The sequence below is a fragment of the Mycobacterium shigaense genome (assembly GCF_002356315.1).
Lineage (GTDB): Bacteria > Actinomycetota > Actinomycetes > Mycobacteriales > Mycobacteriaceae > Mycobacterium > Mycobacterium shigaense.
Map to the genome: position 1 here is coordinate 77,616 of NZ_AP018164.1, position 13,085 is coordinate 90,700.

General features: G+C 63.7%; 11 protein-coding genes and 7 pseudogenes. 13 read left to right on the top strand and 5 right to left on the bottom strand.

Translation table 11 applies throughout. The features are described from left to right. Positions 1-18: 18 nt before the first annotated feature. Positions 19-1,365: a hypothetical protein gene (locus MSG_RS00365; RefSeq protein WP_096436118.1), complete on the top strand. Its 1,347-nt coding sequence runs from the start codon at positions 19-21 to the stop codon at positions 1,363-1,365. Here MSG_RS00365 and MSG_RS00370 read toward each other — a convergent pair. Then, the gene (locus tag MSG_RS00370; protein ID WP_096436120.1) at positions 1,362-1,952 is read right to left on the bottom strand and encodes a DJ-1/PfpI family protein; all 591 of its coding nucleotides are present in this window, start codon (positions 1,950-1,952) and stop codon (positions 1,362-1,364) included. The genes MSG_RS00365 and MSG_RS00370 overlap by 4 nt on opposite strands. 514 nt (positions 1,953-2,466) lie before the next feature. Here MSG_RS00370 and rpsF point away from each other — a divergent pair. From rpsF to MSG_RS00400, 6 genes are all read left to right on the top strand, one after another. Further along, positions 2,467-2,757 (top strand): 30S ribosomal protein S6, encoded by a 291-nt coding sequence (gene rpsF, locus MSG_RS00375; RefSeq protein ID WP_096436122.1) that lies wholly within the window; start codon positions 2,467-2,469, stop codon positions 2,755-2,757. A 71-nt stretch (positions 2,758-2,828) separates the two neighbouring features. After that, a complete protein-coding gene (locus tag MSG_RS00380) occupies positions 2,829-3,347 on the top strand; it encodes a single-stranded DNA-binding protein (RefSeq protein ID WP_096436124.1) in 519 nt (172 codons plus the stop codon). Between the two features lie 41 nt (positions 3,348-3,388). Continuing rightward, complete coding sequence (rpsR, locus tag MSG_RS00385; RefSeq protein ID WP_096436126.1) at positions 3,389-3,643, top strand: 30S ribosomal protein S18; 255 nt, start codon at positions 3,389-3,391, stop codon at positions 3,641-3,643. Positions 3,644-3,673: 30 nt separating this feature from the next. Then, the gene (gene rplI, locus MSG_RS00390; RefSeq protein ID WP_096436128.1) at positions 3,674-4,132 is read left to right on the top strand and encodes a 50S ribosomal protein L9; all 459 of its coding nucleotides are present in this window, start codon (positions 3,674-3,676) and stop codon (positions 4,130-4,132) included. A 533-nt stretch (positions 4,133-4,665) separates the two neighbouring features. Continuing rightward, positions 4,666-6,042 (top strand): replicative DNA helicase, encoded by a 1,377-nt coding sequence (gene dnaB / locus MSG_RS00395; protein WP_096436130.1) that lies wholly within the window; start codon positions 4,666-4,668, stop codon positions 6,040-6,042. Positions 6,043-6,209: 167 nt separating this feature from the next. After that, a complete protein-coding gene (locus MSG_RS00400; protein ID WP_308737770.1) occupies positions 6,210-6,731 on the top strand; it encodes a DUF4262 domain-containing protein in 522 nt (173 codons plus the stop codon). Between the two features lie 225 nt (positions 6,732-6,956). Here the strand turns inward: MSG_RS00400 and MSG_RS00405 are convergent, their stop codons facing one another. The 4 genes and pseudogenes from MSG_RS00405 to MSG_RS00420 all read right to left on the bottom strand — a co-directional run bounded on the left by MSG_RS00405 (position 6,957) and on the right by MSG_RS00420 (position 8,990). Continuing rightward, positions 6,957-7,325, bottom strand: a complete 369-nt coding sequence (locus MSG_RS00405; RefSeq protein WP_232011128.1) for a hypothetical protein — start codon at positions 7,323-7,325, stop codon at positions 6,957-6,959. 9 nt (positions 7,326-7,334) lie between these two features. Beyond that, positions 7,335-7,971, bottom strand: a pseudogene (locus MSG_RS00410) (MMPL family transporter); the annotation flags it as partial. A gap of 376 nt (positions 7,972-8,347) precedes the next feature. Continuing rightward, positions 8,348-8,644: a helix-turn-helix domain-containing protein gene (locus MSG_RS00415; RefSeq protein ID WP_096436134.1), complete on the bottom strand. Its 297-nt coding sequence runs from the start codon at positions 8,642-8,644 to the stop codon at positions 8,348-8,350. A gap of 4 nt (positions 8,645-8,648) precedes the next feature. Then, a complete protein-coding gene (locus MSG_RS00420; protein ID WP_096436136.1) occupies positions 8,649-8,990 on the bottom strand; it encodes a type II toxin-antitoxin system RelE/ParE family toxin in 342 nt (113 codons plus the stop codon). Between the two features lie 179 nt (positions 8,991-9,169). Here MSG_RS00420 and MSG_RS00425 point away from each other — a divergent pair. The 6 pseudogenes from MSG_RS00425 to MSG_RS26055 form a co-directional block, all read left to right on the top strand. Beyond that, positions 9,170-9,571 (top strand): annotated as a pseudogene (locus MSG_RS00425) (DDE-type integrase/transposase/recombinase); the annotation flags it as partial. Positions 9,572-9,857: 286 nt separating this feature from the next. Next, positions 9,858-10,921 (top strand): annotated as a pseudogene (locus MSG_RS00435) (LLM class flavin-dependent oxidoreductase). Continuing rightward, positions 10,903-11,403: pseudogene (locus tag MSG_RS00440) on the top strand (DDE-type integrase/transposase/recombinase); the annotation flags it as partial. The pseudogenes MSG_RS00435 and MSG_RS00440, both read left to right, overlap by 19 nt. A 203-nt stretch (positions 11,404-11,606) precedes the next feature. Next, positions 11,607-12,277: pseudogene (locus tag MSG_RS25390) on the top strand (transposase); the annotation flags it as partial. 88 nt (positions 12,278-12,365) lie between these two features. Continuing rightward, positions 12,366-12,596: pseudogene (locus tag MSG_RS26050) on the top strand (NAD(P)H-binding protein); the annotation flags it as partial. Between the two features lie 136 nt (positions 12,597-12,732). Beyond that, positions 12,733-12,952, top strand: a pseudogene (locus tag MSG_RS26055) (IS3 family transposase); the annotation flags it as partial. Positions 12,953-13,085 lie beyond the last annotated feature (133 nt).

Sequence of the window (13,085 nt, forward strand, 5' to 3'; positions counted from 1 at the left end):
CTCCGAAGAAGGGCCCGCATGAGCACTCCAATCGACAACACGTTGACTTACATGGACCAGAGCTACTTTCTGTTCGTTCGTGCGCTGGGTAGAGGACATGTCATCCAGTACATCTGGATCTACGAAAAAGGTGTCGACCTCGAGGGTTTGCGCAGGTTCCAGCGCAACCTTCGGCACACTCTGGTGACTCGACTGATCGAACGCTCGCCGTTGCCTTTTGGCAGGCATCGGTGGGTGTCTTACGGCGGATCCGCCGACCTCGACATCGCGGTCGCGCAGCGGCGCCGCGACGAAGTGTGGGACTGGGTCGACGAGCGGTCCTTCGTCGCCATCGATCCAGAACTGGGGCCGCCCTGGCACTTCGGGGTCCAGCCTCTCATCGGCGGCGGTGCCGCGGTGTCGCTGGCCGTTTCACACACCACGGGTGACGCCGTGGCGGGGATGCTGGCCATCGTCGATGCGGTCAACGGCGTCCGCCGAGATTTCGGATTCCCGCCACCCCGGGCGCGTAGTCGTCGACGAGCGCTTCGGCAGGACATCGCGGTCACCGCCCGCTCAGCGCTGAAGCTACCGGCGGCCATCGCAGGGGGCGCGCGTCTTGCCCGCGAAGAGCCGGACGACCTATCGACGTCGGCGAGGTCGACTACGCCGGCGTCGTCGTCGGCGGTACGAGGGGAGCGGCTGGTAGTACCAAGGGTTTACGGCTACGTAGACGCTCGAGATTGGGATGAGCGCGCGACAGCGCTGGGCGGAACACGCAACGTGCTGTTCGCCGGTTTCTCCACTCGGCTCGGCTATCGACTTGGCCGAACCAACCACGAAGGAAGCGTTGTGTTGTCGGTGGCGGTGAGCGATCACACTGACGGGGACACGCGAGCCAATTCGCACACGGTTATTCCCGTGCGTGCGAACGCAAACGAGGTCACGCAGAACCTAACCGGGCTTCGCGGGGCGCTAAAGCAGGCCTTCGTCGAACTTGCGGAAGCCGGCGATGTGTTAGAGGCGCCATTGGCGTTGATTCCCTTCACCCCCAGGGTGGTTGTTCGCCATGTAGAAAAATGGGCGTTCAATTTGAGCAGACGCGTGGGCTGCACCAACATGGGCGAGATGCCGCCTGAGGTAAACCGGCCCGACGGTACCGAAGCGGACTTCTTCGGTATCCGCGGGGGTGAAGCCGGAATCACGTCAGCGATTTTGGAGCGGTTGGGCGGGCACCTGCTGGTGTCGGCGGCGTCGCTTCGCGACAGGGTGTGGTTCAGCGTCGCGTCGTGGGAACCCGGCAGGACCAACACGAAATCTGCACTCGCCGAGGTGGTGGGTGCAGCGCTGGACGACTTCGGCCTACGGGCTGCGATCGAGTGCTAAACGGGGGGTGCCGGGTCGTACTGGATTAAGCGGCGGACTTCGCGGGCACGCTCGACACCGGCGAGCCGGCGGACGAGGTGCAAGGCCATATCGATTCCCGCGGAGACCCCCGAGGCAGTGACGATGTCACCGTCGTCGACAAAGCGTTCCTCACGCCGGATATCGATGGTCGGATCCAGGGTGCTCAGCAAGTCGAGCGAGGCCCAGTGGGTGGTGGCCGGACGGTGCGAGAGCAGCCCGGCGGCGGCGTACACCAGGGAGCCGGTGCACACGCTGGTCATCAGCGGCACTGCAGCGCGCTGACGCCGGACCCAATCCAACCAAGCATTGTCCTGCGCGAGCGGGCGCACGCCTTGTCCACCCGGATGTAAAAGCACGTCAAGTCGCGGCGCGTTGTCGAAGGAATGGTGAGCTTGCACCGTCAAGCCCTTGGCGCAGCTCACCACGCCACCAGAGGGCGACAGACACGACACTGTGTAGCCATCACGGGGAAAGTGGTGGGCCCACGACGACCAGACTTCCCATGGGCCGATCGCGTCCAGCTCTTCCACACCGTCGAAGAGCACGATCCCGATATTCTTGGTCATGCTTGCAGATCCTCTCTCGTCGCGGTTTTAGGACGCGCACCCAAGGTGAACTGAAAACGGAGAACCGGGAAGGCGGCCCGGTTCGTTCGACGTTCAGGGCCGGCGATCGATGCGCCGCCGAATCGGCCACTGCGCGAAGGTATCTCATCCGGGGCTCGCCTGCTGAGCGGCCATTCACGGCGGCAATCGCGAGAAAGCGTACGTTCGACGATCGGGCCAGAGGCGGCTCGCGGCCCAGCCGATTGCGGGGCGCGCCAATACGTGCCCGAATAATGACCTTCGCGGAAATACGAACGGCACATACGCGGCCCGGCAGGACCAAACAATACCTGCGGCGCCGTTTGCCTGACAGGTGCCGACCGCTCTTCACCCGCTGCGGGCCGGCCTGCCCGCCAGGCATGGATTTCGCCGGTCAGCACCTGTTCCGGTACCCTGGGGCGGTTGCCGACGCAGGCGACTCTCCTGCCACGGAACGACCGTGGCCGTTTAGACCAGAGGAGGTGGTGAGGTTTCCATGCGTCCATACGAAATCATGGTCATTCTTGACCCCACACTCGACGAGCGAACTGTTGCTCCGTCGTTGGAAACGTTCCTTAACGTCGTCCGCAAGGACGGTGGCAGCGTGAACAAGGTCGACATCTGGGGCAAGCGGCGTCTTGCCTACGAGATCGCCAAGCATGCCGAGGGCATCTACGTCGTGGTCGACCTGAAGGCGGAGCCGGCGACGGTGTCCGAGCTCGACCGTCAGCTGAGCCTCAACGAGTCGGTACTGCGCACCAAAGTGATGCGCACCGACAAGCACTGAGTTCCGGCGGTCGGTTCGGCTGCGTAGGCTCAGCAAAACCACGAGAACCAGGACGCACCCAGGAGGACACAGTGGCTGGTGACACCACTATCACGGTCGTCGGAAACCTGACCGCGGACCCCGAGCTGCGGTTCACGCCGTCGGGTGCTGCCGTCGCCAACTTCACCGTGGCGTCCACCCCCCGGATCTATGACCGGCAGAGCGGGGAGTGGAAGGACGGCGAGGCGCTGTTCCTGCGATGCAACATCTGGCGTGAGGCGGCCGAGAACGTCGCCGAGAGCCTGACCCGCGGCTCCCGGGTGATCGTCACCGGGCGCCTCAAGCAGCGGTCCTTCGAGACCCGCGAGGGCGAGAAGCGCACGGTGGTCGAGGTTGAGGTCGACGAGATCGGGCCCTCGCTGCGGTACGCCACCGCGAAGGTGAACAAGGCCAGCCGCAGCGGCGGTGGCGGCGGTGGCTTCGGCGTCGGTGGCGGGGGCTCCCGCCCGGCGGCGGCCGCGCAGGCGACCAGCGGCCCGGCGGACGACCCGTGGGGCAGTGCCCCGGCCTCGGGCTCCTTCGGCGGCGGCGACGAAGAACCGCCCTTCTGAACCTTTAACTTCACAGATCTAAAAACAGAAAGAAACTACAGATGGCCAAGTCCACGAAGCGGCGCCCGGCGCCCGAAAAGCCGATCAAGGCGCGCAAATGTGTGTTCTGCTCGAAGAAGGGGCAGAACATCGACTACAAGGACACGACGCTGCTGCGCACCTACATCAGCGAGCGCGGCAAGATCCGGGCACGCCGCGTGACCGGCAACTGCGTCCAGCACCAGCGCGACATCGCGATCGCGGTGAAGAACGCCCGCGAGGTGGCGCTGCTGCCCTTCACCTCCTCGGCGCGATAACCGCCGAGCTGTCAACGAAAGTACGAAAAGATGAAGCTGATTCTGACGGCTGACGTCGACCACCTCGGTGGCGTCGGCGACACGGTCGAGGTCAAGGACGGCTACGGCCGCAACTTCCTGCTGCCGCGCGGCCTGGCGATCGTCGCCTCGCGCGGCGCCCAGCGGCAGGCCGACGAAATCCGCCGGGCGCGGGAAACGAAGGCGGTGCGCGACCTCGAGCACGCCAACGAGATCAAGACCGCCATCCAGGCGCTGGGCCCGGTCTCGCTGCCGGTGAAAACCGCCGCCGACTCCGGCAAATTATTCGGCTCCGTGACCGCGGGCGACGTTGTGAGCGCCATCAAGAAGGCCGGCGGGCCGAACCTCGACAAGCGGATCGTCCGGCTGCCCAAGTCGCACATCAAGGCCGTGGGCACGCACGCCGTGTCCGTGCACCTGCACCCGGACGTCAACGTCGAGGTCTCGCTCCAGGTCGTCGCGGACAGCTAACTCCGCACCGTTTGCTCCTTTCCGGCGCCACCACACGATTGGTGGCGCCGGAATTCGTTCGTCGCTATGCGCTCGCCCAGTGGCGGCTGTGCGTGGCCGTCCGGCGCCTGAGCTGGCGAACTATTTCGACCGGGTCGATGAAGGTGGTCCTTAACCACCCCGTAACGCGGTGAAAATCTGACTGAAAGCCAACACGCCCGACGCAGTAACCTGGCTCGACACGCCGAAGAGATTTCCTTCCACACCAAATGTGCACCGGTGTACGACCCTTATCAGCAAGGATGTCGCAGCGCCGCGGATTGATCCACAGGTTCTCCACACCCCACTCAACACAGGTGTCGATGGATATGCACACGCCATGCACAGTGTTATGAACAGCGGCCCTTTTACCTACCGGCCAGCAACGTTTACGGTCGTCCCGGCGCGACGCTCATGGGTGTCATGAGTGGGGGGTGACGTGCCTTGACTTACGCTCGAAATGTCGGTGATCGAATGTATGTTCGGGTATGTGTAGCAGAGGGAGGTGAGAGCCCATGGCGGTCGTCGACGACCTAGCGCCGGGCATGGACGCCTCGCCGCCGAGCGAGGATTTCGGGCGTCAACCGCCGCAGGATCTCGCGGCCGAACAGTCGGTGCTGGGCGGGATGCTGCTGAGCAAGGACGCCATCGCCGACGTGCTGGAGCGGCTGCGGCCCAGCGACTTCTATCGGCCCGCCCATCAGAACGTCTACGACGCGATCCTGGACTTGTACGGGCGCGGGGAGCCGGCCGACGCGGTGACGGTCGCCGCCGAGCTCGACCGCCGGAACCTGCTGCGCCGGATCGGCGGCGCCCCGTATCTGCACACGCTGATTTCGACGGTGCCGACGGCGGCCAACGCCGGCTACTACGCCGGCATCGTGGCCGAGAAGGCGCTGCTGCGCCGGCTCGTGGAGGCCGGTACGCGGGTCGTGCAGTACGGCTACGCGGGCGCCGAGGGGGCCGACGTCGCCGAGGTCGTGGACCGCGCGCAGGCGGAGATCTACGAGGTCGCCGAGCGGCGGACCTCGGAGGACTTCGTCCCGCTGGAGGACCTGCTGCAGCCGACCATGGACGAGATCGATGCCATCGCCTCCAATGGCGGCGTCGCGCGCGGCGTGCCGACGGGCTTCACCGAACTTGACGAGGTCACCAACGGCCTGCACGCCGGGCAGATGATCATCGTGGCGGCGCGTCCTGGCGTGGGCAAATCGACACTGGGATTGGACTTTTTGCGGTCCTGCTCCATCAAGCACCGGATGGCCAGCGTCATCTTCTCACTGGAGATGAGCAAGTCCGAGATCGTCATGCGGCTGCTGTCGGCCGAGGCGAAAATCAAACTGGCCGATATGCGTTCGGGTCGGATGAACGACGACGACTGGACGCGGCTGGCGCGACGGATGAGCGAGATCAGCGAGGCGCCGTTGTACATCGACGACTCGCCGAACCTGACGATGATGGAGATCCGCGCCAAAGCGCGCCGGCTCAAGCAAAAGGCCGACCTACGCCTGGTCGTGGTCGACTACCTGCAGCTGATGTCGTCCGGCAAAAAGGTCGAGTCGCGGCAACTCGAGGTTTCCGAATTCTCAAGGCAGCTCAAGCTGTTGGCCAAGGAACTCGAGGTGCCCGTCGTTGCGATCAGCCAGCTGAACCGCGGCCCCGAGCAGCGCACCGACAAGAAGCCGATGCTGTCCGACCTGCGTGAGTCGGGATCGCTGGAGCAGGACGCCGACATGGTCATACTGCTGAACCGGCCGGACGCCTTCGAGCGCGACGACCCGCGCGGGGGAGAGGCCGACTTCATTCTCGCCAAGCACCGCAACGGCCCGACCAAGACGGTCACTGTCGCCCACCAGTTGCACCTGTCGCGCTTCGCCAACATGGCGCGGTGAGCGGCGAGCGTTGATCATTTGACTTTCTACGGCGCCTTGAGCCGCGATCATGCAGAAGGTGGCCACGACGAACGTGGCCGCGCCAGGTGGAGGTTCAAGCTGTACTCGCTCAGAGCCTATGCAGTGGTGTCGGCAGTAACTCCGTTCGGGAACTTGTCGGAGGGTGCGTGCATGCTGACAAGCAACCACTACGAAAGGCAGCTGCGATGTGCTGGCAATGCGACAATCCAAGCGGCACAACCGAGGATTACCTGGACGTACTGCGCGCAACGATCCGCGATCACCGTTGGGCGGTTCAGTACGTCGAGAGCGATAAACGACCCTTCGCGTACACGGTCGGGTTACACAGTCGGGGGCTACCCGAACTGTTGATAACGGGTCTGCCCGCCGAAACGAGCTGTCGCGTGCTCAATTCCATTGCTCACTCGATTCTCGAAGACAATACGGTGCTCGCACCGGCGATGCATATCGACTATCAGGACAGATTTCTTGTTGAAGTGGTCGAGGTCGAGCATCCGGATGTCCACTTGAAGTTCGCGGTCGGGCTCTTCGGCCCACGTGTCCGTGCCCTGCAATTGGTGTGGGCTGACGACAAGGGCCGGTGGCCGTGGGATGCGGGGTGGGGGCATGGCCGTCGTCGGCAGCCGGTGCTCGGCGTCCGTACGGACCTCCCAGGCGCGGCCGCTTAACTCTTCCCGCTTTGGCCCGCTGGCAACGGCATCGGATTCGAGTCGCCTCTGCCCGGCGGATCTTCTGGCCGAGCTAAAGGTCGCGGAACTCACTGACCGAGCCCGGGTCGATGTGGACCGGTTCTGGCAGCTACGGCGTGGTCAACACGTCGGGAGACTCATGCGCGGCCGTATCTGCTTGCCGTAGCAGCCCTTTCAGCTGCGCGACCCTGAGCAGTTGTGCGGTCATATTGGTGGCTCCGATCGCGGGCAGCGCCCCGATGAACGTTCGAACGATGGTGTGCCGCCGTGCAGCTGCTGCAAGCAGCCGAACACATAACAGCATCCCATCGCGAAAAGGGTCGCGGGTATCGCAAAGGCGAGCGGGGAGCTGCAATCGGAGACAATCTCGCGCGCGTAATCGATTTCGTCCCGCGACATGGGTTCGCGCTTCCGGAGTTTAGCCAGCACCGTCTTGTGGGCGCCAAGTGTCTCGCCCAACGCAGCGGGGCGTCGATCATCCAGCCGCCTGATGAACACGAACGCGCAGCCGACAAGCGTAAGTCCAAGCGCGGCGGCGATTAGCGTGAGCAGGGTATACAAACCGAAAACCATTGTCAGCTCCTATGCCTTGCGGGCGACAGTGCGGCCGGGGGTTACCGCCAGGTCGCCGCCTTCCCACAGCAGCAGCTGGCGCACCGCGGGCCGCGGTCCGTAGGGCCGCAGCATCGTGCTGGCCGGGCGGGGCCGCACCCGCAACGGCCACCAGAACCAGCGCCCGAGCAGCGCGGCGATAGAAGGTGTCATGAACGCGCGCACGATCAAAGTGTCGAACAACAGACCCAGCGTGATGGTGGTCCCGATCAGGCCGAGCACCCGTAGGTCGGCGAACACGAAGGACGCCATGGTCGCCGCGAACACCAGACCCGCGGAAGTGACCACTGAACCACTGTCGGCGATGGCGCGAACGATCCCCGTATTGATACCCGCGTGAACTTCTTCTTTGAACCGGGATATGAGCAACAGGTTGTAGTCCGATCCCACCGCCAGCAGCAGAATAACGGCCAGCGCCAACACGATCCAGTACAACTGGGATGCCGAGGATGCCTTGCCAGAGCAGCGCCGACGGGCCGAACGAGGCACCCAGCGACAGTGCGACCGTGCCCACGATGACGATCGCGGCGACCAGGCTTCGGGTGATGAACAGCATGATCAAGAAGATCAGGCTCAACGCCGCCGTTGCCGCGATCATCAGGTCGTAACCTCTGTACGCGGATCAGCCGCGCGGTAGGCCGTAGATGGGCCACCCGGTTGAATCCTGAGCAGTCCCGCTCCGGAACTGTGCCAGTTCTTGTCGGCGCAGTACCTTCAGGCCAGATGCGTATGCGCCTCAGTAGGGGCTCCCGCTCGGCGAGGTCGGTGCGCCGAGCGTGGGTTCGACAGCGGTTGCGCCCACTCGGTCGGAAATTGCGAGACGGTGCGGGAGTAGAAGGTTCGGTCGACGCACCGAAAGCGGGCGAATCTTCGGCGCCCGCCCGGCCACACCTAAGTGCATTCCTGACCGTATGTTTCTGGTCTAACGCGCGGAATGTGGGCCCGGTATATTTGCGATGAATCCCGTCGGGTGTCGTTAGTTGTCAGGCGGCGTCGATGCTGATCGTGAGTCGCCGTCCACAGGCTCGGGCGAGGCGTTCGAGCAATTCAACAGTCGGGGTGCGAGCGCCGGATTCGATCGCGGCAATCGCTGACTGCGTGGTGCCCATCTTGCGGGCCAGCTCGGCCTGCGTGAGCCCCGCGGTCTCACGGGCGCGGTAGGCGGTCTCGGCTAACTCCATCGCCAGACTGGCGGTCGCGTATGCCTCATCGAACACAGCCCGATCCTCGGGGCTAAGGTCGTTCAGAATCTGCTCGCGCCGGTCGGTGTAGCTGCTCATCCGTTTACCCCTTGCCTTGACGGCGACGTAGCACGTTGCGCGCACGCGCCACTTCCTTGCGCTCGTTGTCGCGCTGCTTTCGGAACGCCGTCAGCGTGATCACCCGGCGCTCGGGCGCCACGGTGTAGGTGATGCGCTGGTTCACCATCTCGCACCGAAACCGCAACTCCCACAAATGCTCGTCGAGTTTGCGGCTGTGCGGCATCCGCAGTGAGCTTCCGCGCGCCGCGAGCAGATCCAGCGCCCGAATCGCCTGCGCCTTGGCCCGTGTGGGTAATGCTTGAAACCACTCGTCCACCTCCTCGCTCAGCTCGATGTGCCACGTCTGATCGTCATCATCCGACACTAGGAAAGCATATCGCCCCCGCTATATCGCGGCAACGATATAGTGGGAGCATTCCGTACGTCCCCGTCTCGCACCTCAGAGCCTCCGGTATTTCCAGGGCGACACCTATCCTGTCAGCCAGCACCGGGCCAGCCGCGTAAAGACTTACAGACGTTTCAGAGGAAATCAGGGTGGCGCGACTCCTCGACATCCTGGTGCACTCACGCCGGGACAAGACCGCGGCCAAGAGGTTTTCCCACAAGCTGCTCACCGGCTTGCAGGACGTGCCCCGGGTGGTGGTGACCGACAAGCTGGGCAGCTATCGGGTCATCCACTGCGATGTCATGGCATCGGTGACCCAGCGGCGGTCGAAATATCTGAACAATCGGGCTGAGAACTCTCATCAACCGACCAGGGTTCGGGAAAAGGTGATGAAACGCTTCGCCTCACCAGGACAAGCTCAACGCTTCCTGTACGCGTTCGGGCATATCCGAGGCCATTTCCAGCCTCACCGGCACCTTCTCAGCGCCACCGAGTGGCGAACCGAGATGGCCGACCGCTGCCACGTTTGGGACGAAATCACCGCCACCGCGGCGGCGTGAACATCCCTTGGAAGCCAACACATCACAACTGCTGACACACCCGCACCTACTACGCCCCAATCACTCCCAAACAACTTAACGATGCCCTCGTGGCGTGACTGCCGCCAGAGTTCTCCTGCCACGTATGCTGACGACGAAGTCGCGAACCGCCCCGCGCATTTACACCGACCTTCGGACGCGACCCAATCAGCGCGCCGTGTAGGCCATGCCAAGTCCAGCGCCCGCAGTCAGGACGGCCAAGAACAGCAGGGAGTAGATCATGAAGGTTGGCTTGCTAGCGGTGCCGATGCACCCGTTCGAGTCTTTCCGCGCGGCGCTCGCCGGTGCCGAAGAGGTCGGCGTCGATTCCTTCTGGGTGCCCGACCACTTACTTGGTTGTGCCCATCCTGACCTGTGGCCTGATATGGCGTTGGCTTCACTGTCACCGGATTCGGACGGTTGGTATGACCCGTTTGCCTGCATCGCAGCCCTCGGCCATGACTCAAACCTGCCGATGGGGGTCTGCGTCACCGACGGAACCCGGCGGCGCGCGCCCGACGTGGTACGGACCGCGCTGACCTTACACCAGCTTTGCCGCAGCGGATTCTGCCTCGGAGTCGGTTCCGGGGAAGCCGAGAACCTCGTCCCATTCGGTTACGACTTCTCCACCCCGTGGCCCGTTTGGAAAAGTTCTTGATCGAAATGCGAGCATTGCTCGATCACGGTGTCATGCCCGCTGGGTCATCGCACGGACGTGTCGGTCTGCCCCTACAACGTGACGATGTCGGCCCGCCGAAGGTTTGGGTGGCCGGACACGGACCACGGATGCTGCGCCTGACCGCGAAGTACGGCGATGGCTGGATTCCAGCCTGGCCGATGAGCGCGTCGAGCTACGGCGACAAGCGCCACGTGATCGCAGAGCACGCCGACCGGGCCGGACGGCCGATGCCAGAGTGCGCATTGCATATCTCGGTGATCATCGGCGAATCCCGCAGCCATATCCGTGAACTCATGGACCGCGATCCCCTCGGTAAGCTCTCGGCGCTCATGTGCCCCGCCGAGACATGGACCAAATATGGAATGACCCATCCTGCGGGGCGACGATGCCGGGGCCTGGTGGACCTGATCTACCACGACCTCGATCCGCAAAAACTTCGTGCACTCGCACCGACAATCCCCTTCGAACTTGTCGAGGAATTCACCTTCATGGGCAACGCCACCGAAATCGCTGATCGGGTCCACAGTTACGCCGACAACGGTCTCCAACACGTCATCGTCGCCAATGGGACAGGCACCGTGGGCGGGCTCGATGAAATCAACGACAACACAACAGAGTTTAAAACCCTGATAGCGGCACTCCGCGACTTCTAAGCACGGCAAATGTCGAACGAACTCGCACCGCCAGTTTCGACGCACGGAACGATACGTCGCGGGTCGCGCGGGTGATGCGCGGTGCCGGGATCGCCGGCTTCCGCCGTCGACGCAGGGTGAAGACCACGCAGCCGGATCCGGCCAGTCAGAAGGTGCCTGATCTGCTCAAGCGGGACTTCACGGCGCCGGTGATCAACGTCAAGTACGTCGGCGACATCACCTACTTGCCACTGGCCACCGGTTCGAATCTGTACCTGGCCACGGTGATCGACTGCTGCTCGCGGCGGGTGGCGGAGTGGGCGATCGCCGATCACATGCGCACCGAACTCGTCGCAGACGCACTACGCGCCGCTGCCGCGTTGCGGGGTTCGCTGGGCGGTGCCGCGTTCCACTCGGACCATGGACGTCAGTACACATCAAGGGATTTCGCGACAATCTGCAAGGATCTAGGGGTCATCCACTCGATGGGTGGTGTGGGGTCAAGGGGTCTGGGCCTCATCATCGACACGCTGGTCGTCTGAACCTTGGTCATCCCCGCCATTGCCGGCATCCTTGGCGAGTGGTTCTGGTGGCCACTGCCACTCTTGCGGTCTAAGAAGTGGCATGCGCAATCGGCCCCTCCTCGCCCTGTCGTCGAGGAAGTTCGCTAATCCATCTAACGCACGCGCGGTGTGCAACTGCTGCGGTGACCCTGACCGGACCCCGTGGACCAGTTCACGGGGTCCGGTCAGATCGATTGCTGGCCAGGGGCAAGCACGCCCCAGCGGTCTGTCGTGAGCTGGGTGTCTCGCAGGCGACGTATCGCCGCTGGCGTAACCAGTTCGGCGGTCTGAAGACTCAAGACGCCGAGCGGCTCAAAGGCTTTGAGCGCGAGAAGTCAACCCTCAAGCGGTTATCGGCCGATGCTGAACTGGAGAAGGTTGCGCTCAAGGAGATCGCCCGGGGAAGCTTCAAGCCCCGTAACGCTGGCGGCGAGGGCTGGCTCGTCAACCACAAGAAAATGCCACGCCTTTGGCGCGAGGACTGATTACGAGTTCCCACACGACGACGCCGCAATCGGCGTGGCACCTCCACCACGAGCACACCGTCCCGACAGCGGATGCGCCCAGCCGGGTATGGGCAGCCGACTTCCAGTTCGACGCACCGCTGACGGCCGGCCCGTCAAGCTCGCCTCCATCATTGAATGAGCGCACCTGCGAATGCCTCGGCGGCATGGTCGAGCGCTTTATCACCGGCGAGAGCCTGGTCAACGAAGTGGACCGCTTGCCTGCCCAACGCGGCACCTATCCCGTCGTGCCATGTTGCGACAAGGGGGCCGAATTAGCTTGTGCTGTAATGACTGAGTGGGCAAGAGGGCTTCAATTGGAGCCCATCATGTCCTACATGCTTCCGCCATCTCCCTCGGCCGCCGCGTGCCGCTCGATGCACGCGACGAGGTGATCCGATGACCAACCTGCTCGTTCTCGGTGGGAGCGGCCGAACCGGAATTCACGTACTCAATTGCGCCACTAGCCGCGGCCACCGCGTCCGCGCACTGGTACGCAACCCCGACGCCGTCCAGGTCCCGCCCGATGTCACGCTCGTCGAGGGCACGCCGACGAACATCGACGACCTGCGCAAGGCCGCCCAGGGCACCGAGGCCGTGATCAGCGTCCTCAACAATGCCCGAACGTCCCACAACCCGTGGGCTGGACCCATCAGTCCGCGATCGCACTGCGCAACCTCAGCCGCCGCTACGCATCCAATTCACCGAACGCTTACCCCGAGCCGCGAACGGGAAGGTCTATCGAAACCAGGTCCATATCGGCTGACAGTTCCCCTCCTGGGCCTTCACCGATCGCGCCAACAGATCAGGGTTTGGTCGCGTCGAAGGGTTCGATCGGTGACTGCTACGACGATGCGATGATCGAATCATTCTGGGGCAGAATGCAAACCGAGCTACTTAACCGCAAATGCTGGAAGGCGCGGATCGATCTCGCCAATGCCATATTCGACTACCTGGGGATCTTCCACAACCGCCAACGGCGTCACTAGGCCCTCGCCATGCGCATTCCGATAGAGTTCGACCTGCTACACCAATCCGCCCAACTCGTGGCCTGAAACTGAGCGCGGGCTACTCAACAAAACCCAGGGCACATTAAAGTCTCCGGACTCACCGGGGCGG